Origin of the sequence: Deinococcus piscis (genome assembly GCF_014653275.1) — a bacterium.
GTDB lineage: Bacteria > Deinococcota > Deinococci > Deinococcales > Deinococcaceae > Deinococcus > Deinococcus piscis.
On record NZ_BNAL01000029.1, the window covers coordinates 14,331 to 33,980 of the forward strand.

At 65.1% G+C, this 19,650-nt stretch carries 21 protein-coding genes; 12 read left to right on the plus strand and 9 right to left on the minus strand.

The window, feature by feature from the left end:
- Nucleotides 1-103: 103 nt before the first annotated feature.
- The 8 genes from uvrA to IE158_RS10505 all read left to right on the plus strand — a co-directional run bounded on the left by uvrA (nucleotide 104) and on the right by IE158_RS10505 (nucleotide 8,305).
- A complete protein-coding gene (uvrA, locus tag IE158_RS10470; RefSeq protein WP_189643673.1) occupies nucleotides 104-3,319 on the plus strand; it encodes an excinuclease ABC subunit UvrA in 3,216 nt (1,071 codons plus the stop codon).
- Nucleotides 3,316-4,161: a hypothetical protein gene (locus tag IE158_RS10475; protein ID WP_189643655.1), complete on the plus strand. Its 846-nt coding sequence runs from the start codon at nucleotides 3,316-3,318 to the stop codon at nucleotides 4,159-4,161. Before uvrA ends, IE158_RS10475 begins: the two co-directional genes overlap by 4 nt.
- Before the next feature lie 119 nt (nucleotides 4,162-4,280).
- On the plus strand, nucleotides 4,281-4,997 hold the full coding sequence (locus IE158_RS10480; RefSeq protein WP_189643656.1) for a DsbA family protein: 717 nt from the start codon (nucleotides 4,281-4,283) through the stop codon (nucleotides 4,995-4,997).
- A 3-nt stretch (nucleotides 4,998-5,000) separates the two neighbouring features.
- Complete coding sequence (locus IE158_RS10485) at nucleotides 5,001-5,483, plus strand: disulfide bond formation protein B (protein WP_189643657.1); 483 nt, start codon at nucleotides 5,001-5,003, stop codon at nucleotides 5,481-5,483.
- Nucleotides 5,470-5,805: an Asp-tRNA(Asn)/Glu-tRNA(Gln) amidotransferase subunit GatC gene (gene gatC / locus IE158_RS10490; RefSeq protein ID WP_189643658.1), complete on the plus strand. Its 336-nt coding sequence runs from the start codon at nucleotides 5,470-5,472 to the stop codon at nucleotides 5,803-5,805. Before IE158_RS10485 ends, gatC begins: the two co-directional genes overlap by 14 nt.
- 86 nt (nucleotides 5,806-5,891) lie before the next feature.
- Entirely contained in the window at nucleotides 5,892-7,163 is a 1,272-nt protein-coding gene (gene serS, locus IE158_RS10495) for a serine--tRNA ligase (protein ID WP_189643659.1), read from the plus strand.
- A 54-nt stretch (nucleotides 7,164-7,217) separates the two neighbouring features.
- Nucleotides 7,218-7,760, plus strand: coding sequence for a hypothetical protein (locus IE158_RS10500; protein WP_189643660.1), 543 nt, complete (start codon nucleotides 7,218-7,220; stop codon nucleotides 7,758-7,760).
- Between the two features lie 14 nt (nucleotides 7,761-7,774).
- Entirely contained in the window at nucleotides 7,775-8,305 is a 531-nt protein-coding gene (locus IE158_RS10505; protein WP_189643661.1) for a DinB family protein, read from the plus strand.
- 7 nt (nucleotides 8,306-8,312) lie between these two features.
- Here the strand turns inward: IE158_RS10505 and IE158_RS10510 are convergent, their stop codons facing one another.
- From IE158_RS10510 to rplU, 6 genes are all read right to left on the minus strand, one after another.
- Entirely contained in the window at nucleotides 8,313-9,758 is a 1,446-nt protein-coding gene (locus IE158_RS10510) for a DUF4403 family protein (RefSeq protein ID WP_229839067.1), read from the minus strand.
- A gap of 74 nt (nucleotides 9,759-9,832) precedes the next feature.
- Nucleotides 9,833-10,930 carry an LptF/LptG family permease gene (locus IE158_RS10515; protein ID WP_189643675.1) on the minus strand — a complete coding sequence of 366 codons (1,098 nt, stop codon included), beginning with the start codon at nucleotides 10,928-10,930 and terminating at the stop codon, nucleotides 9,833-9,835.
- A 65-nt stretch (nucleotides 10,931-10,995) separates the two neighbouring features.
- Entirely contained in the window at nucleotides 10,996-12,039 is a 1,044-nt protein-coding gene (locus tag IE158_RS10520) for an LptF/LptG family permease (RefSeq protein ID WP_189643662.1), read from the minus strand.
- Between the two features lie 88 nt (nucleotides 12,040-12,127).
- Nucleotides 12,128-13,429, minus strand: coding sequence for a GTPase ObgE (obgE, locus tag IE158_RS10525; protein ID WP_189643663.1), 1,302 nt, complete (start codon nucleotides 13,427-13,429; stop codon nucleotides 12,128-12,130).
- A gap of 166 nt (nucleotides 13,430-13,595) precedes the next feature.
- Entirely contained in the window at nucleotides 13,596-13,844 is a 249-nt protein-coding gene (rpmA, locus tag IE158_RS10530; RefSeq protein ID WP_013614260.1) for a 50S ribosomal protein L27, read from the minus strand.
- A 25-nt stretch (nucleotides 13,845-13,869) separates the two neighbouring features.
- Nucleotides 13,870-14,172, minus strand: a complete 303-nt coding sequence (rplU, locus tag IE158_RS10535; RefSeq protein ID WP_189643664.1) for a 50S ribosomal protein L21 — start codon at nucleotides 14,170-14,172, stop codon at nucleotides 13,870-13,872.
- A gap of 315 nt (nucleotides 14,173-14,487) precedes the next feature.
- Here rplU and IE158_RS10540 point away from each other — a divergent pair, with 315 nt between their 5' ends.
- Nucleotides 14,488-14,850: a DUF1232 domain-containing protein gene (locus IE158_RS10540; protein WP_229839068.1), complete on the plus strand. Its 363-nt coding sequence runs from the start codon at nucleotides 14,488-14,490 to the stop codon at nucleotides 14,848-14,850.
- A 250-nt stretch (nucleotides 14,851-15,100) separates the two neighbouring features.
- Nucleotides 15,101-16,498: a hypothetical protein gene (locus IE158_RS10545; RefSeq protein ID WP_189643665.1), complete on the plus strand. Its 1,398-nt coding sequence runs from the start codon at nucleotides 15,101-15,103 to the stop codon at nucleotides 16,496-16,498.
- Here the strand turns inward: IE158_RS10545 and IE158_RS10550 are convergent.
- Nucleotides 16,495-16,767: an antibiotic biosynthesis monooxygenase family protein gene (locus tag IE158_RS10550; protein WP_189643666.1), complete on the minus strand. Its 273-nt coding sequence runs from the start codon at nucleotides 16,765-16,767 to the stop codon at nucleotides 16,495-16,497. The genes IE158_RS10545 and IE158_RS10550 overlap by 4 nt on opposite strands.
- 31 nt (nucleotides 16,768-16,798) lie before the next feature.
- Between IE158_RS10550 and truA the strand changes: the two genes are divergently transcribed.
- On the plus strand, nucleotides 16,799-17,692 hold the full coding sequence (gene truA / locus IE158_RS10555) for a tRNA pseudouridine(38-40) synthase TruA (RefSeq protein WP_189643667.1): 894 nt from the start codon (nucleotides 16,799-16,801) through the stop codon (nucleotides 17,690-17,692).
- 207 nt (nucleotides 17,693-17,899) lie between these two features.
- On the opposite strand, the gene era is transcribed toward truA, so the two are convergent.
- A complete protein-coding gene (gene era, locus IE158_RS10560) occupies nucleotides 17,900-18,820 on the minus strand; it encodes a GTPase Era (RefSeq protein ID WP_189643668.1) in 921 nt (306 codons plus the stop codon).
- A gap of 111 nt (nucleotides 18,821-18,931) precedes the next feature.
- On the opposite strand from era, the gene IE158_RS10565 reads away from it, so the two are divergent.
- The gene (locus IE158_RS10565; protein ID WP_189643669.1) at nucleotides 18,932-19,243 is read left to right on the plus strand and encodes a hypothetical protein; all 312 of its coding nucleotides are present in this window, start codon (nucleotides 18,932-18,934) and stop codon (nucleotides 19,241-19,243) included.
- Between the two features lie 51 nt (nucleotides 19,244-19,294).
- Here the strand turns inward: IE158_RS10565 and IE158_RS10570 are convergent, their stop codons facing one another.
- Nucleotides 19,295-19,645 (minus strand): transposase, encoded by a 351-nt coding sequence (locus IE158_RS10570; protein ID WP_268248071.1) that lies wholly within the window; start codon nucleotides 19,643-19,645, stop codon nucleotides 19,295-19,297.
- Nucleotides 19,646-19,650: the final 5 nt, after the last annotated feature.

The following is a 19,650-nucleotide window of genomic DNA, read 5'->3' on the forward strand; positions in this document are numbered from 1 at the left end:
CGGCCTTCCGGTCAGCCTCTCATCCTTAAGGAGTTCCGTTTTGCCGCGTTCTACCTCTGCCCCTGCTTCCCGCTCTGCCCCGCAGGCCAGCCGCACTGGAAAGGTGCGCCCCCCGGCTGCCCCCGCTGCCCACTCCTCCAACCTGATTGTGCGCGGTGCCCGCGAACACAACCTCAAAGACATCACCGTGGAGCTGCCGCGTGACCAGTTCATTGTGATTACCGGGGTGTCGGGGTCGGGCAAGAGTACGCTGGCCTTTGACACCATCTACGCCGAGGGACAGCGCCGCTACGTGGAGTCCCTCAGCGCTTATGCCCGGCAGTTTTTGGGCCTGATGGAAAAGCCTGATGTGGAATCCATCGAGGGCCTCTCGCCCGCCATCTCGATTGACCAAAAGACCACTTCGCACAACCCGCGCTCCACCGTGGGCACCGTCACCGAGATTCACGACTATCTCAGGCTGCTGTTTGCCCGCGTGGGCACGCCCTACTGCCCGGTCTGCGGGCGCAAGATCGAGCGCCAGAGCCCCAGCGAAATCACGGGCCGACTGCTGGAAAGCTACGCGGACGCCCGCGCCATCTTGCTGGCTCCGGTGGTGCGTGGCCGCAAGGGCGAGTACCGCAAGCTGTTCGGGGACCTGCGCCGCGAAGGCTTTGCCCGCGTGCGGGTAGACGGCGTGCTGTACGAGCTGGAAGAAGCCGAAAAGCTGAAGCTGGAAAAGTTTGAAAAGCACGACGTGGACGTGGTGATTGACCGCCTCAAACTGCGTGAGGATGACCGCAGCCGCATTGCGGAAAGCGTGGAGCTGGGCCTGCGCCGGGGTGAGGGCCTGCTGCGCGTGATGCTGCCCGACGAGGGCGCAGAAGAGCTGTACTCCGAGAAGTTCGCCTGCCCCGAACACGGCAGCGTGCTGGAAGAGTTAGAGCCGCGCTCGTTCAGCTTCAACAATCCTTACGGGGCCTGCGGCGACTGCTCGGGCCTGGGCTTCAAGCAGAAATTCTCGGCAGAGCGGGTGATTGACCCGGGCCTGTCCATTGCAGGCGGGGCCATTCTCCCCTGGTCCAAGAAGGGCTCAACCGGCGGGATTTATTACTGGGACAAGCTGCGCGCCCTGTCCGAGCATCTGGAATTTGACCTCAAGGCCGCCTGGCGCGACCTGCCGCAGAAGGTTCAGGACATCATCCTGAACGGGATAGATGAGCCGTTCGAGGTGGTCTACCGCCGGGGCGGCAAGGAAACCATGCGCTTTATGACCGAGTACGAAGGCGTACTCCCCAACCTGGAGCGCCGCTACCTGGACACCGAGTCCGAGTACATGCGCGAAAAGCTTGAGGAGATGATGGAGCTGCAGCCCTGCCCCACCTGCGGCGGCACGCGCTACAAGCCGGAAATCCTGGCTGTGCGGGTGGGTGGGCTCAACATCGCCCAGGTCAGCAGCATGAGCGTTCTAGACGCCGACGCCTTTTTTGGGAAGCTGGCCGAGAATACCGTGAGTAGGGCCGACGTACTGCCGCACCTGGCAGACCACCTGGGCGGCACGGCGCAGGCGGCCCTCCCGGAGCGCGGTGACTACCGCCTGAATGAGTTCGGCGCAGCGGTGGCCGCTCCCATCCAGAAAGCCATCCGCACCCGGCTGAAGTTCCTGGTGGATGTGGGGCTGGATTATCTGTCGCTGGACCGCACCGCCAACACCCTGTCGGGCGGCGAGGCGCAGCGCATCCGGCTGGCGACCCAGGTGGGCTCTGGTCTGACCGGCGTGCTGTACGTGCTGGATGAGCCCAGCATCGGCCTGCACCCCAAGGACAATGGCCGCCTAATCGGCACCCTGAAGAACCTGCGCGACCTGGGCAACACCCTGCTGGTGGTCGAACACGACGAAGACACCATGCTGGAAGCCGACTACCTGGTGGACATGGGGCCGGGCGCGGGGGTCCACGGCGGTGAAGTGGTGGCTGCAGGTACTCCCACCGAGGTGCGGGACGACCCAGCCAGCCTGACTGGGCGCTACCTGCGCGGCGAAATCGAGATTCCGGTGCCTGCTGTGCGCCGCCGGGGCAACGGCAAGCGCCTACGCGTATTCGGAGCCACCGAGCACAACCTGAGGAATGTAGACATCGAGATTCCGCTGGGCACCATGACGGTGGTGACCGGCCCCAGCGGCTCGGGCAAGAGCACCCTGATTCACGACATTCTGCACGCCACGCTGGCCCGCGACCTGAACGGAGCCAAGACCAGCCCTGGACGCTATGACCGCATCGAGGGCCTGGACCATCTGGACAAGGTCATTGAGATTGACCAGTCCCCCATTGGGCGGACGCCACGCTCCAACCCTGCCACCTACACGGGCGTCTTTACCGAAATCCGCGACCTGTTCACCCGCACCCCCGAAGCGCGGCGCAGAGGCTATCAGGCGGGCCGCTTCAGCTTCAATGTGAAGGGCGGGCGCTGCGAGAACTGCAAGGGCGACGGCGTTATGAAGATCGAAATGAACTTCTTGCCCGACATCTATGTGCCGTGCGAGGTGTGCAAAGGCGCGCGCTACAACCGTGAGACGCTGGAAGTGAAGTACGCCGACAAGACCATTGCCGACGTGCTGAACATGACGGTAGAAGAGGCCTGCGCGTTTTTCGAGAGCATCCCGGCCATCGCCGGCAAGATGCGGCTGCTGCTGGACGTGGGCCTGGGCTACATGCGGATCGGGCAGCCCAGCACCACCTTGTCGGGCGGTGAGGCGCAGCGCATCAAGCTAGCGACAGAGCTGGCCAAACGGGCCACCGGCAAGACCATCTACATCCTCGACGAGCCCACCACCGGCCTGCACTTCGAGGATGTGCGCCGGCTGATGCTGGTGCTGGAAAAGCTGGTAGAAGGCGGCAACAGCCTGGTCATCATTGAGCACAACCTGGACGTGATGAAATCAGCCGACTTTATTATTGACCTCGGCCCTGAAGGCGGCGTGCGCGGCGGCACCATCGTCACCACCGGTACCCCCGAAGAAGTCGCGGCTCACCCCACCAGCTACACTGGGGAGTACCTGCGGACGGTCCGTGGCCTGGTCCCGGCCTCCCAGGGCAAAGCAGCAACTTCCGCAAACCCGGCAGACGCACCAGCCGCTGAACCCCAAGCAGCAAAGCCAGCCCGTCAGCCCCGTAAAGCGGCCCCAAACAAAACAACCCCGGCCAAAACAACACCCAGCAAGACAGCCCAGCACAAGACAACGCAGGGCAAAACGGCCAAGGCAAAGGCCAAAGCTGACGCTCAGTCGGCTGAACCGGCCCGCACCCCCCGCAAATCCGCCGGTCAGAAAGGCAAGGCATGAGTCAAAAAGAACAGCCCACCCCAGGCCCCCAGCAAGGGGTAGGTCCCCACACCAGCGAGCTCCCACAGGGGACTGCCCGCCCTGTCTGGGCCGAAGCCAGCCCGCCCACTCAGCTGGACTCAGCTGTAGAGACAGTGCCTGCTGTAGATACGGTAGAGCCCGCGTCTGAGCCTGCCGTCACCGTGGTGGACGGAGCGCCTGCCACCGAACCGCGCCCACTGGGCCGCACTGCCGATGAGGTGGCCGTGGCTCCGATGCCCGTGCCCCGCGCCGCGCCCCAGGTTTCGCCCCAGGAGCGGCTGCGGCGTCAGAACTGGATGGGACTGGGCGGACGCATGGTGGGCGGCCTGGTCACACTGGCCCTGCTGCTGGCCGCGCTCAGCAGTGGCTGGAGCTGGAGCAGTGTACTGTTTGCCTGGGTGCTGCTGACCATCGTGGCCGACGAGTTTGGCGGCTGGTTTGGCTATATCGCCGCCTTCATGGGTGTGCTGACCCTGCTGCTGGGCAACCAGCCTGCCGAGGTCTGGAACGTGGTGCTGCCGCTGGTGGGCGGTGCCCTGTTGGCCCTGCTGGTGGTCAAGCACTCAGGCGGCTGGGGCGTGCTGCCCTTTGCTGGAGCCGTCTTCGCGCTGCCGATCATCGGGGCGGCGCAATTCGGGCACCTGCTCGACGAGAATCTGCTGCTGGTGGCCGATCCCGATCTGGCACGCAGCGCTATTTTGGCGATGTTGGTGGGCCTGGGCATCAGCCTGGTGCGGCAATTCATCATGTGGCTGGTGGACCTGACCAGCCGCCGCGCCGAGCGCCGCTTGCTGCGGGCCGACCAAGTGCCGCTGCGCTAACGCCTGCCCCGCCTGGCCCCACTCCACTTCCGAATCACAAGTGCTGTGTCCCCACCCCAAGTGGGGGCATTTGCTTTTACCCTTTCCTTAACCTCCGGCCTGTAGAATCGGGCTTACTTATGACCAAATTGCAGGGAAACAAAAGCAACAACACCGCACTGCTGGTGGGCACCTTGATCGCGGCGGCACTGATTGCGCTGGCGCTTTTTGCTGGCCGGGGCAAAAGCAGCGAAGCCCGCGCCGATGCGGCCAGTGGCACAGAGGTAAAGGCCAACTTTGACCTGACCAACAAGCCGGTGGTCGGCGACGCCAACGCCCCGGTTGAAATGATCGTGGTCGAAGACTTCAAGTGCCCCGCCTGCAAGCAGTTCGAGGCCAATGTCTTTCCCAAAGTAGAAAACGACTACGTCAAGACGGGCAAAGTCAAGGTGTACTCGGTGGCCTGGCCCTTCCTGGCTGAAGTTGCCAAGCTGGACGAGGACGACTCCAAGTACGCGGCTCAGGCGGGCGAGTGCGCCTTCGAGCACGGCGGCGGCGAAGCCTTTAGCGCTTACAAAACCATTCTGTTCCGCGCCCAGGGCAGCGAAAGCGAAATCTGGGCCACCAAAGACCGCCTCAAAGAGCTGGCGGCCAACGTACCGGGCATTGACCAAGCGGCCTTTGCGGGCTGCCTGGACAACGACGAAACCGCCGCGCGGGTAGATGCGAACGAGAAAGAAGTGGACGCCAGCGGGGTCAACAGTACGCCCACGGTGTTTGTGGCGGGCAAGAAAATTGAAAACCCTGGCGACTACGCCCAGTTGCAAAGCGCCATTGACGCCGCGCTGGCCCAGTAAGCCGTGAACCGCTCAACCCGTCTGTACCTGGCCTGGGTGGTGGCTCTCGCGGCCACCCTGGGCAGTTTGTATCTGAGTGAAGTGCTCGGCTACCGGCCCTGCAAGCTGTGCTGGTATCAGCGTATCGGCATGTATCCACTGGCCTTGATGCTGGGCATCGCTGCTTTCCGCGACGACCTGCGCGTGCGGATGTACGCCATTCCACTGGCCCTGGCTGGCCTGCTGACCGCCCTGGTCCAGAATGCCGAAATCTGGGGCTGGATTCCCACGCTCAAAGCCTGTTCTATTGATGCGGGCCAAGAACCCTGCACCACCATCTGGCCGCTGTGGTCGGAAACCTTTGGGCAAGGATTTGCGGCGCTCGACTCGATCCTGACCATTCCGATGCTCAGCATGATTGCTTTTGCCCTGATTCTGGCGCTGCTGGCCTGGCCCCGCCAGCGCACAGAGTCCGCCACCTATACTGAAGGGCATGACCGCGCCTGAGACCCCCGTGACCGCCGCGCCAGGTGATGACCGCCTGAGCACCGCTCAGCTGGAACATCTGGCCTCTTTGGCGCGGCTGGAGCTGAAGCCTCAGGAAGAAGGCCCCATGCGTGAGGAGCTCAATGAGCTGCTGGGCTACTTCCAACAGCTGCAGGCCGTCGACACGTCCGGCGTGGAACCCATGCAGCGCCCACTCCCGCTGGACAGTCAGCTGCGCCCTGACGAACCCGGCGAGACGCTGTCTCAGGCCGAGGTCCTGGCCCTGGCCCCGGCGGCTGCGGGCGGCTTTGTGCGGCTGCCACGCACGCTGGATACCGAGTAACCTCTGCTTCATCTCTGAGGCTGCACCTTTGAGGCGTGGTCCAGACCTCTGGCCAGCCATCTCTCACTTTTCCCGCAAGGAGCTCCATGCAAGACATCCGCTTTATCCGTGAACATCCTGACACCGTCCGTAAGGCGATTGCCGACAAGTTCGTGACCCTGGACCTGGATGAGGTGCTGGCAGCTGACCGCGCTGTGCTGGAACTGCGCCAGCAGGTGGAAACTCTGCAAGCCGAGCGCAACGCCAACGCCAAGCTGGTCCCCAAGGCCAGCGCCGAGGACCGCCCGGCCCTGATTGGCAAGGGCAAAGAACTGGGTGTGCAGCTTGCCGAATTGGAACCCCAGCTCCGCGAACAGGAAGAGGCGCTGCGTGCCCTGCTGCTGCGGGTGCCCAACGTGCCCCATGAATCGGCCCCAGTGGGCCCCAGCGACGACGACAACGCCGAACTGCGCCGCGAGGGTCAGCTGCCCAGCTTTGACTTTGAACCGTTGGACCACGTGGACCTGCTGGCATTGCAGGGCTGGTCCGACCCTGAGCGGGTGGCCCGCGTGTCCGGCAGCCGCTCGTATTTGCTCAGAGGCGAAGCGGCCCGCCTGGAACTGGCGATTCTGACTTTCGCGCTGGATTTCCTGGCCGAGCGCGGCATGGAGCCGCTCAGCACCACCGCCCTGGTGCGCCCCGAAACCCTAACCGCCACCGGCCATTTCCCTGGCGGCGAGGACCAGGTGTACCGCCTGGAGGGCGAGGAGCTGATGCTGGCCGGGACCAGCGAAGTGCCGATCAACTCGCTGTACGCTGGCGAAATCCTGGGCGAAAGCGACCTGCCGCTGGCCTTTGCAGGCTTCAGCGCCGCGTTCCGCTCCGAAGCGGGCAGCGCAGGGCGCGACGTGCGCGGCCTGATCCGGGTGCATGAGTTCCGCAAAGTGGAGCAGTATGTGATTTGCCGCCCCGAAGACGGCATGGCCTGGTTCGAGCGGATCCTGGCGAACGCCGAAGGGATCTTGCAGGCGCTCGAACTGCCCTACCGGGTGGTGCAGAACTCTACCGGCGACATGGGCCTGGGCAAGCACCTGATGATGGACATCGAAACCTGGGTGCCCAGCGAAGAAAAGTACCGCGAAACCCACTCCTGCTCGTACCTGACGGACTGGCAGGCCCGCCGCACCGGCCTGCGCTTCAAGGGCGCGGACGGCAAGCCGCAATTCGCGCATACCCTCAATAACACCGGCATCGCCAGCCCGCGCATTCTGGTGCCCTTCTTGGAAAACCACCAGCAGGCGGACGGCACCGTGCGGATTCCGGCGGCGCTGCAACCCTATCTGGGCGGCAAAGCGGTGATTGGTCAGCCCCGGCGCTAAGGCCCGTTAAGGCCGCGTCACTCTCCAGTCAGACACCTGAACTACCTTACGGGCATGAGACAACTCGTGCCCGTTTTGGCTTTGGTTACTCTTGGCTCCGCCGCCGCTGGGGCTGCACCTGCCAGCTGGCTGGGACAAAAGGTAGACCCAGCCGGGACCGCTTTTTGCCGCACCCACGGCTGCACACTGGTAGAGGTGCGCCGGAACGGTGAGGGCACGATGGGCTGGCACGACGGCACGCGGCGCAGCTACCGCCTCAAGGATGGCAGCCGCGTAGAAGTGGACGTGCGCCCGCAGGGCTGGATCAGCAACGCCTTCCTGTTCACCGGAGGCCAGCCGCAGCCGGGCGGCATGTCCGTCATGAACCCAGCCCACTACCCGCTGGCCGCCGAGTTCCTAAGTGCTGTGACGGGCCGCCGCTTCAGCGCCGAGAAGATTGCCGCCTACCAGCGGGCCGGGGCAGCGCTGAACAACCCAGAGGCGTACGGCCCCACCGCGCCGCTCTCACACTGGACCACGCCGGGCGGCCTACCGTACAAGGCCCGCTGCGGTATCAACAGCCAGGTGGGCGTTTGGGCTGGCTGGCGGCAGGCATAAACTAGACTGCCTCCATGACTGCACCCCAACCTCTCCAAGATCCTGCCGTGCTGCGCCAGTTTGGCGCCAGTCCCGCCGAAGTGCAGACCGCCCTGCGCACTCAGCTGGAAGCCTTCGAGGCCGAGCTGCGTGCCCGTGAGGATGACTGGACCGCCACCCAGCCGGGCCGCGATTGGTCGCCCGCCCAGGAAGCCGAGCACGTGGTAAAGATCAATACCGGCATTATCCGGCTGCTGGGGCTACTGCTCTCGGACCGCGAGTTGCGCCCCCTGCCCCAGACCCCCGGCGTGCTTAGAGATGGCAAGCGGCAGGCCCCTGCACACAGCCTGCCCAGCGAAACCGGCTTGCCTTGGGCGGGTTGGCAAACGGTATGGAGCGAACACCGCACGGCATTGGAAGCTGTGGCGGCTGATGTCCGCGAGACGCCGGGCCGCACCGCCTGGCATCCCTACTTTGGGGAGCTGGACGCCCTCAATTGGCTGCGGATGGTGACCGCGCACCTGCACAGCCACCGCGCACTTCTAGAGCGCAGCCGAAGGGGCTAACCCCAGCTCAGGGCTGGCCTAGCAGCTGACCCGCGTCCACCAGCACGTCCAGGGCACCGTCGGCTGCGGCAGTGACTTGCAACCCTTGTGGGGTCACACGCAAGTCGTTCAGCCGCAGCTCGCCCACGTCACCGCGCAGGCGCAGGCCCGGCAGCGGCGAGTAGGGCAGCTGGGCCGTCAGCGAGTCTTCCAGCCCATCCAGGCGCGGCCCCAGGTCAAAGCGGGCACTGCGGGCCAGATAAGCTTCCAGCCGGGCGTCGGCCAGCAGGCCCAGTAAGCGGCTGCTCAGGCCTTCATCACGGGTGGTCACCTGCACGTTTTCCAGGGTCACCACCCGTCCGCCGGGCCGCAGCCAAGGCCGCCCGCTGATATCGGCTGTGACGCTCTGGCTCAGGCCCAAGCCACTCAGGCTCAGCTGGGCTGTGAGGTTCAGGCGCTGCTCAGCGCTCAGGCCAGTGACTTCCAGGCGGTCCAGGCGAAGCTGCGGAGCCAGGGCACCGCCAGGGAGCCGCAGGGCCAGCAGTTCCTTCTGAGCCGCCGCTGTCGCCAACGCCGACAGTTCGGCAAACGGCAGCAGAATCGGCACCCGCAGATGTAGTTCGCTCGGCGCGGACTGCGCGGTCATGTTCAGGGTGGGCAGCGGCGCACTCACCGGGCGCGTGACCGGCGGCTGGCCCAGCTCGGCGCGCAAGTAGCCCTCGGCTTGCAGGGTCAGGTGCAGAGCGTCGTCACGCAGGCCCAACCCCGCCACCGTGAGCGACTGCGGCATGACCTGGGCGTAGGCTGGACCTGTACCACTGCCTTGCAGGGGCAGTGGCCAGGGCTGGCCTACCTGCGCCCACAGCGCCTGCGCCCGCGAGCGCAGCGCCGCCGACTCACTCACAGCACGGGCCACTTCCTGCGTGACCCGCGTGAGCTGTGCCCGCACAGCACTTTCGGCCAGGGTGGCCACGCTCAGGCGAGTACCCGGCACCAGCTCTATGGCCAGGGGGTCGGTCCAGCGCAGTTCGCTGCTCACCTGCGCTCCAGCTTCCCAGTCAGGCCGAATGTAGGGCTTGACCTTCAGCCGCACGGTGGCCTCGCCGCCAAAATCACGGGTCAGCGTACTTTCTAGCCGCCCTGCCCAGGACGCTCCAGAGAGCTCAGGCCGCACGCTGAAGTGAGCGCTCAATGGAACTTCCAGCTCCAGGATGTCCGGCTCGGCGCTAGGCACGATGCGGATATCACCCTGGCGCACCACCGCGCCGCGAATGTGAATGCCGGCGCGCCCTCCCAGGACCCGCTGGTCCTGCTGCACGCGGGCGAACTCGCGGGGAATACGCGCATTGACCGCTTCGCGCACGCCGGAGAGCGGCACGGTGACAGGCAAGCTGAGGCTGGACAGCGGCAGCGGAGTTGCCTGCGGTGGGCTGGCCGGGGGCGGCGGGGTCAGGTTGTCATGGGGAGAGGACACCTTCCACACTACCCCCGCACCGGTCAGTGCTGCGCCTGCCAAAAGGATGACCAAAGGCTACCGCCACGCACGGTTTACTGGCGGCTGGCCAGCCACAGCAGCAGCGCCCCGGCCAGCAGCGCAATCACATCGGGACCGAAAGCCGCAACTGGCGCGGGCAGGGCACCGTTTTCACCCATGACCCGGAACACGCTCCAAGTGGCGTAGTACGCAAAGGACAGCAGCAGCGCCCATACCAGCCCCAGATTCAGGCCCGAGCGGAAGGTGTAGAGCGCCAGGCTGACCGCAAAGAAGGCCAGGGCCAGCGCCGAGAGCGGCTGCGCGAATTTGCGGTACAGCGCCGTAAAGTCGCCCGGCGAGCGAATGCCGCTTTCGCGGTAGCCGTCGGTGCGATCCTTGAGTGTGCCCAGCGGCAGATAAAAGGGGTCCAGGCCAGTGCCTCCATCAAAGCTGGCCTGCACATCCTGCACAGGCAGCTGCCCGGTCTCAAAAGTCAGCACGGTCACCGGACGCGCCCCCTGATACGACACCCGCTGGCCGCCGCGCAGCTCCAGCACGTTGCTGCCTTCAGCCAGCACACCTTCGCGGGCCGTGATCACTTCGCGGGGCGGCAGGCCCGGCTGCATGGTCACAATCCGCAGGTTGTGCAGGGTGCCGTCCTCGCCCACGCTGCCTACGCTGATGGCGCGGTCCAGGGCGTCGCGCAGCACCAGGCCGCCGCCCGCCGTCTGCGCCAACCCAATCACGCGGGGGTTGTCCAGCACGATCTGGCGCTGCACACTTTGGGCCTGCACCTTGGCACGGGTCACCAGCACTTCGTTGATGCCGAACGACAGCAGCGTGACCAGACCTGCCAACAGCAACACAGGCCGGAACAGCGTGGTGCCGGGAATGCCGCCTGAGAGCGCCGCCTTGATTTCGCTGTCACCGCTCAGGCGTGATAGTCCCAGCAGCGCCGCGAACATCAGGGCCAGCGGCAGCCCAAATGCCATCGCTTCGGGCACGTTCAGCGCCAGCAGCTGCGCCACCAGCGCGGGACTGGCTCCTTTGGCAAGCAGTGGGGCCAGCACATCTTCCAGACCCTTGAGCATCAGCAGGACAATCAGCGCACTGAGGGCCGCCACCAGCAGCGGCAGAATTTCTGCCAGGATATACACCTCAAAGCGTTTCAGTCCCACGCTCCATTCGGAACGGGAGCGGGCTTCCCGCCTCTCGCCCTGGCCCTGAGCTCCCTGAATCACCGTAGCCTCCAGGCAAGCGCAGCGGCCAGCACCAGGAAAATCAGGTTGGGCAGCCAGGCCACCAGCGCCGGCGTCAGGGCACCCCCAGCCGCCAGTTGCGGCCCCAGCGTCCAGGGCACGTAATACACCACAATGACCAGCAACACGGCAGCAAATGCCCAGGCCCGGTTCGGCATCAGCAGGCCCAGCAAGCCCGCCGCCAGCGCAAAAATCATGGCGGTAAAGGAATCGGCCGTGCGGCCAGCCAGCTGATGCTCTAGCGTGCGGCGCTCGGCCCCTTGCAACGTGGGATCGCCGAGGTCCGCACGCAACTGGGCGCTGCTTAGCTGGTTGGCTTCGGGGCGGGGCGGGGCCAGCGTGTCGGTCTGGGCAAACGTCAGCGGTTCGGCGCTCGGCTGGGGAGCTTCGCCGGGGCGCGTGACCCAGGCGTCCGTCAGCGTCCAAGTCTGATCAGCGGTGTTCCAGGTGCCGCTGTCAGCAGTAATCACCTCGTCGCCGCGCTGCACCATCACACCGGCCAGCAGGGCCTGCTGCGGCTCCTCACCGCTGGCCACCCGCCCGGCGTAGAACAGCGTCTCCCCTTCTGAGTAGGCATACATTTCCCGTGTGGGCGGCTCGGGGGTCATGCCGTAGATGTCGTACCAGGCGTCGTACCAGCGGGCATTGGCCCAGGGTGCCACCCACCCGGAGTTCCAGAAAGTCAGCGCGCCGACCAGCAAAAAAGGCAGCGCCAGCGGCCACACCAGCGACAGCGGACGCACGCCCGCCGCGTACATCGCCTTGATTTCGCTGTCGCCCTGCATCCGCCCGAACGACAGCAGCACTGCGAACGGCACCGCCAGCACCAGCGAGCGGTTCAGCAGTGTGGGGAAGTTGTACAGCAGCGTGGACAGCGCCTGCTGCGGCGTGGCGTTGTAGTCCAGAAATGCCCCTGCCGTCAGGCTGATAACATCGGTCATCTGGAGTACCACAAACAACAGAAAACCCATCACATACCACTTCAGTACGTCAAGCAGGATGTAACGGGTCAGTCTGGGCATTGCTCACATTGTAGGCGCAGCAGATGAGAAGGCTCTAGAGACTGGCAAGGAGAGAGGGACGGCCAACTATCCCTCTACACCGCTGGTCTCAGCTCTCGTCCTCGTAATACTCGAAGCGGAAGGTCCCGATTTCCACCGTGTCGCCTTCACGGGCACCGGCACGCTTGAGGGCGTTGTTCAGGCCCTGGCGCTTGAACAGGTTCGCCAGGTACTCGGCGGCGTCCTCAATGTGGCGGGCAAAGCGCACCAGCTTGTCCTCGAAGCCGCCGCCATGCACGGTCCAGATGCGCTCGTTCTCTTCGCCCTCGCCGGCATCTTCCTCGTGGAACTCGATCCGCAGCGGTTCTTCGCGCACGGTGTCTTCTTCCACTTCCAGCGAGTGGGTCTGCGCCCACAACTCGCGGCTGGGCAACAGGTCAAAAATGGTGGCCCGCAGGTCGTCCAGGCCCTGGCCTTCTTTGGCGCTGACGGGCAGCACTGCCATGCCGAACTCGGCGGCCAGGTCGTCTTCCACCATCAGGGCGATGTCTGCTTCGACCAGTTCAACCTTATTCAGCGCAATCAGGGCCGGGGCGTCCAGCAGCTGCGGGTCGTAGGAGCGCAGCTCGGCCATCAACTGGCGCAGTTCCTCCACTGGGTTGACGGTCACGTCCAGCACGAACACCAGCAAGCGGGTGCGGCTGATGTGGCGCAGGAATTCCAGTCCCAGGCCCTTGCCTTCGCTGGCCCCCTCAATAATGCCGGGGATGTCAGCCAGTGTGAAGCGCTCATCGCCGCCCCGCTGCTCCACTACGCCCAGGTTGGGGCTGAGCGTCGTAAACGGATAATCAGCAATGCCGGGCTTGGCGTTGCTGAGTGCGGCCAGCAGACTACTTTTGCCCGCGTTGGGGTAGCCCACCAGGCCCACGTCGGCAATCAGGCGCAGCTCCAGCCGCAGCCGCCGCTTCTGGCCGGGAATCCCCAGCTCAGCGAAGCGGGGGGCCTGCCGGGTCGAGCTGACGAAGGTTGAGTTGCCACGCCCTCCCGCGCCGCCACGGGCGACCACTTTTTCCTGCCCAGGCTCGGTCAGGTCGGCCACCACGCGGCCCGTGTCGCGGTCAAAAGCAGTGGTGCCCACCGGCACGTCAATCCACAGGTCTTCGCCGTCACGGCCCTGGCGCAGTCGGCCCTCGCCGTAGCGGCCATTTTCAGCCTTGAACTTGCGCTTGCCGACCATGCGTTCCAGCGACTCCACGCCCTCGGTGGCGCGCAGAATCACGCTGCCGCCGCGCCCGCCGTGACCGCCGTCGGGGCCGCCTTTTTCCAAGTATTTCTCGCGGTGAAAGCTCATGGCACCGTCGCCACCGTTGCCTGCGGCCACTTCTATTTCTAGGGTATCTCTAAAAGCCATTTGCTGCTCCCTTCAGTGAGGTCAAGAGTTGATGGTAGATGGTGGACGGACGGCTCTATCATCCATCACCCATCTACCACCACGGCGCTGCGACGCAAAAGAGGAGCCAGGGCAGATGCCAGCTGACTCCCCTCTTCTGTGCCCAACTTATTCTGGGCCGCAGCGCTTACTCGACGCTGATAAAGCGGCCCTTGCCGCCACGGTCACTAAACACAACTTGTCCGTCCACCAGGGCGAACAGGGTGTGGTCGCGGCCCATGCCCACGTTGGGGCCAGCCTTGAACTTGGTGCCGCGCTGACGGACCAGGATGTTACCGGCCAGCACTTTTTCGCCGCCGAACTTCTTCACGCCCAGGTACTTGGGGTTGCTGTCGCGTCCGTTCTTGGACGAACCTACGCCTTTTTTGTGTGCCATTTCAAAGTCTCCTTAGAGGGAAAAATCAGGCCTTGATGCCGGTGATACGGATCGCGGTGTAGCTCTGGCGGTGGCCGGTGCGGCGGCGGTACTGGATGCCGCTCTTGTACTTGCGCACGTAAATCTTTTCGCCGCGGCCATGTCCGACCACTTCAGCGTTCACGGTGTACTTGCCAGCGTCTTCGCCAAAAGCCACTTGCTCGCCGCCCACCAGGACAGGGGTAAAGTCCAGCTTGTCACCGGCTTCGCCCTGGAGGCTCTCCACGCGGACGACGTCGCCTTCCTGCACGCGGTACTGCTTACCACCGCTCTTGATAATTGCAAACATCTTTCTTCCTCCTGCTGCGCTGCCGCTGTGCTCCCTAGTCCGCTTGTGAATTTCGGTCAGGGTGCCCCCTCCGTCTGACTCGGCCTGTAACGAAGTGTTCACCAATAGATGCTCACCACAGGCGCGGACACTGGGCAGGGCCAACTTGTATCGGGCGCAGGCGTATAGCCCCACCTATGCGGGGCAACCGAAGGGGAATTTTATCATGGGGGCAGGGGCCAGAGCAACCGCGTCCGCCCCTGCTCAGCGGGCAGGAGTGAGCGATGGACGGCAGAGGCCGGAACCCTGCGCCCGCAGCCCACGTATAGGGGCCTGATGAGGAAATTGCGGCTGGTCTGGCGTGACGCCCTGGCGCTGTTGTTCGCCCTGCGCGACCCACGCACGGGACTGCAGGCACGGGCGTGGGCGCTGGTGGCGCTCGCTTACGCCGCGCTGCCCCTGGACCTCCTCCCTGACCTCACACCACTGCTGGGGGCCGCCGACGACCTGCTGATTGTGCCGGCGCTGTTGGCCCTGGCGACCCGCTCACTGCCGGTTCCCGTGCAGCGCGAGGCCGTGGCCCGCAGTCAGGGGCTACAGCGCCGCTTGCCCTGGCTGGTACCGGCAGGGCTCATCCTGACTGTGGTGGCCTTGGCTGGCGCGGCGTGGGGGCTGCTCCGCTTGCTGGGAGGGGGCTGATGCAGGGCGCTGACGACCCCCGCAGCCGTCCTCCTACAGGTTGCTCCAGGCTCGCTGGGCAGCTGTCCTCTGGGCGGGCACAGGCCCAGCCCCTGCCGGCAACTCATCTGCACCTTTTGGCGGCTGTGGTTCCTCAGATTGCTCTGGCAACATGGGGGGACCCACCACTGCCTTTCCAGCCCGGCCCGCTGAACATGCCCCCGAGACATACCGCCCCGGCCAAAGCCGCCGCATCACTTGCAGGAGCCACATGAAACGCCGATTCCCCAAAAAAGACAGCCCTGAATTCAAGGACATCATGGACGCCGCCGAAACCCTGCGCCGCGAACTCACGCAGGCGGGACATAGCCTGAAACGTGAGTGGGACAGTGAGCAGAAAAATGAATGGGAAGGCAAGCAGGGCAGGTCGCCGCAGAGGGTACGGGGCCGCACCAACACCCCGGACCGGCCTGTCACGGTACTCCACGAAACACCCATTCAGCCGATGTCCACACCGCCGGTGACGGCGCAGGGCGGATTCAGCACGGAATCCACTGTCACTGAACTGGCGAATACAGAGTTAACCCAGCCCCTCCAAGTCCCGTCCGCTGTGGTCCCCGCCCGGTCCCATCATCCTGTAGGCCAGGCACGCCAGGGACTAGAGGTCTACGCCCTGCACGAACTGGACCGGTTCGAGCAAGCCATGCAGAGCCTGGGTGTGGACCTCAGAAGCGCACAGGTGCAGCTCATCTGGATGCCGGACCAGGCAGACCGCAAGGGGCGGCAGGGCCTCAAGGTCTACCCGGTGGCCGAGTTGGGGGAGCGCGTCTACACGCTCAGTCAGAGCAGCAGCACTCCGGAGGTGGTAGAAGTGCAGGGCCAGCACCTTCATCTGCTCTGGGAGGGCGAAAGCGTGCCTGTCGGTGCGGCCCACTGGGCACAGCTGGACCGCTGGCGGGCCTTTGGCGGCGAGCCACTGCGCTGGCTGGCGCAGCTGCGCAGGAGCGACTGGAGCTGGGTGCCGTGGGTCGCGGTTATGGTGGCCGCCTTCAACATCTGGTGGGTACTGGGCCTGGCGTGGATTTTTGGGTCTGGCTACCTGTTCGGGAATGATGGGGTCAAAGCCTACCGCCAGGGGTACTTCGAGGACAGTGCGCCCCCTGACAGCACCAAGGAATTGCTGTGGCATCTACGCCGGGAAAGCAGTGAAGGCCCCAGCTTGGTGCCCGGCATGCAGGATGTCCCGGACCACTTACGGCGAACCCCCGCGCCTGCCCAAACTCCGGCAGTACCGACCACACCAGCCACCTCTACGCAGCTCCGCCCAGCGCTGGACCAGTTGCCCGACGACTTGGCCGCCGGCCTGCGAATGGTCCGCGAACGGGTGGCCGACCTGCCGGAAGAGGACATCCTGACCGCCGAAGGCTACCGCCTGCGCGGCCTGGCCGAGCGCTGTGAGGAAGCGGCGCGGCTGTACCTGCGCTTGCCTGCGGGCAGCGAAGCCGCAGAAACCGCCGCCAGTGAGGTGCGAGCCATGCTGCAAGAAAGCCTGGAAGCCCTGGCGGGGGCCGGGTCACGCTCGCTCCAACAGCAAGAAGAGGTGCTGCGGGCCATTCAGGACCTGCGACGCACCAGCGTCCCTGCCAGCGACCCCCTGCGGCTGGACTAGCGCCGGTTGGCCGTTCCAGACTGAACCGAGTCAAGCACAGCGAACGCCCAGCCGTTCATGCCTGGGGGCAGGTCCAGCGCAGGCACTCCACCTTGCCAGCGGGTGACCAACAGGTACAGCTCGCCACTGTCCCTGGCCTGCGCTGGACTGTGCAGCACCTCGGCCCCCAGGAAGCCAGGCTGGCCCGCCCAGGCATGCGCCAGGGCCTGCACTGCGGCCAGGTCGCCGCGCTGCTCTGCAAAGTGAAGCCATTCGGCTGAGGACGTCATGCCACCAGCCTACGCGCTAGCCTGGGCAGGCATGACCGAGTTGCCCGCCTGTGCCCTGCCCACGCCGCCCCTGGACCCAGCCGCGCCGCGCCCGCTGCACTACGCCCCGCCGCAGGACTGGAGCCGCGTGCTGCTGACGTTGGCCTGGGACGGCAGCGCTTACGGCGGCTGGCAGAGTCAGCCCAATGCCCCCAGCGTACAGGACACCCTCTGGGACGCGCTGGGGCAGCTGGGGCTAGAGGCGGCCCGCCCCGTGGCGGCGGGGCGCACGGATGCCGGGGTCCACGCACTGAACATGCCCGCCCACGTGGACCTGCACGCTCCCCGCATCCCCCCGGAGCGGCTGGCCCTGGCGCTGGCCCGGCAACTCCCGCGCACGGTGGCCGTACTGCATGCCCAGCCCGCGCCGCAGGGGTTTCATGCCCGGTTTTCCTGCACGCAGCGGCGCTACCTGTACCAGATTCTGAATGCCCCAGCCCGCCATCCTCTGGAAGAAGGCCGCTCCCTGTGGGTGCGCAGTGAGCTGGATATCGCCGCGATGAATGCCGCCGCGTCCCACCTGACGGGCCTGCACGACTTTGCGGCCTTCGCCACCAAGGAGGACCGCCAGACTGTGCGCGAGTTGCAGCGGCTGCACGTGTCCACATCTCCCCTGCCTTACGGCCAGCGGGTCACACTGGAAGTGGTTGGGGAGAGCTTCCTGCGCCACATGGTGCGCGGCCTGGTGGGGACACTGCTGGCGGTGGGCCAGGGCCGCCTGGAGCCAGGAGCGGTGGCCGGAATTCTGGCCAGCGCGGACCGGCGGCAAGCGGGGGTCAACGTGGCCGCAGACGGGCTGTACTTTGCCGGAGCGAGCTACGCTGGGTTTCCGGGTCTGGAACTTACGCCACCCCGCCAGCAAGAGCTCCACTCCAGCGTTCTCTAGGCAGGAGCGGAGCTTTTCAGATAGAGAGCAAAAGGCCGTGAAATCGCTCAGGATGTGAACGAGAAAACTGGGGACCACGGGCAGAGCAACGACTCCAAGAGGCGCAGCACCCAGGCACGTCCAATGCTTGAGGGGAGGCCGTATTGGGTGCCGCGCTGGACCCGCCCCAATGGAGACGGGACCGAGCGACCCCAGGCCCCAGGCCGCTTACTCGTAGCCCAGTTCGCGCAGGGCTTCAGGGTCTTCGCGCCAGCCAGGAATCACTACCACTTCCAGGCCCAGGAAAACCTTGGCGTTCAGCAGAGTTTCCAGCTGCTTGCGGGCCGCCGTGCCGATTTCGCGCAGCTGCTTGCCGCCCGAGCCGATCACCATGCCCTTGTGGGCGACCTTTTCCACCACAATCTCGGCCTCGATACGCTGCAAGCCGTCGTCGCGCTCGGTCCAGCGGGTCACGCGGGTCGCCACGGCATAGGGCAGTTCGTCGCGCAGCTTCATCATGGCCTGCTCGCGCACGATTTCGGCGGCCCAGTGCTCGCGGCTCTGATCCGAAGCGCTGCCCAGCGGGAAGAAAAAGGGGTTTTCCGGCAGGATGTCCACAATCTGCTGCCGCAGCGCCGTCAGCTTGGCATCGTTCTTCTGGGCGCTGAGGCTGGTCACAGTGGTGTCGGCCTCACGGCCTTCGAGCAGCGCTTCATACAGCCCGATGGCTTCTTCGGGATACTTGGCGGCGTCCTGCTTGTTGCCCACCAGAAACAGCGGCTTGGGCAGATCACGAATCTGGCGGGCGACCAGGCGGTCCTCGTCGGTGGGCGGGTGGCGCAGGTCCACCACCCAGATCATCGCGTCAATGTCCGACAGCGCGGTGGACACTTCGTTGTTCATGTACTTGCCCAGGGCGTCCTTGGGCTTGTGGACACCAGGCGTATCCACAAACACGACCTGGTGCTTGTCATCGCTGAAAATCCCGCGCACACCCCGGCGGGTAGTCTGCGGGCGGTGGCTGGTGGGGGCCACTTTGGTGTTCAAAAAAGCATTGAGCAGCGTGGACTTGCCCACGTTGGGCTTGCCCACAATCGCCACAAACCCGGCGCGGGTGTCACTTGGAAGGTCGGGATTCATACTGGTCATCCCTACATTGTGTCACGGGGGCAAGCAGCAGCTATGGGAGGGGCGCAGAGGCTTTGTTTACGCCACCGCAAGTCCCCACCTGGCCTGCCGGGGCTCGTTTACACTCTGCACATGACCTATACCGACCACTCCATCAGCCCCGATGACCGCGCCCGCCTGGACCAGATTTTTATGCAGGTGGTGCTGGACGTGCAGGCACAGGTGCAGCAGACCCAGCCCGCGCAGGCTGGGAACCTGGCCGCCATGTTCCACAAAGAGCAGGTCAGCGAGGTGCTTCAGGGCTGCGCCATGCTGATTGCTGGTTGGAACGCAGGGCGCATTGACGGCGCGGGCCTGGGCCGCACTGCCAAGGGCCTGCGGGCGCTGGAACGGCCCGAACTGGCCGAGCGGGTGGAGAAATTGCGGGACATCGCTGCAGAGTAGCGGGGCTGCTTATTAGAGGGTCTGAAAGTCTGAGAGCGTGTTTGAAAAGGTTCAAACAGACCGCTCCAGTCGTCGCAACATGAGTCGAATATTCGCCAAGTAAAACCAGGCTTCAGTGGTCTGTGGCAATATTTCATAGTCCCTCGATAAGCGTCTAGAACGGGTCAGCCAAGCCAAACTCCGTTCGACAACCCAGCGACATGGTTGGACAACGAACCCTCGTTGTCCAACCACTCCTTTGACAATGTCCATCGTCCAACCCAGCGTCTCTCTGGCCCAACGGACTAACTGTCCCGTATAGCCCGCATCTGCCCACACATGCCGAATACGTGGGAACCGATTGTAAGTCTGTTCAAGCAGGGGAAAGCCCCCTGACCGATCTTGAATATTGGCCGCAGTCACCCGCA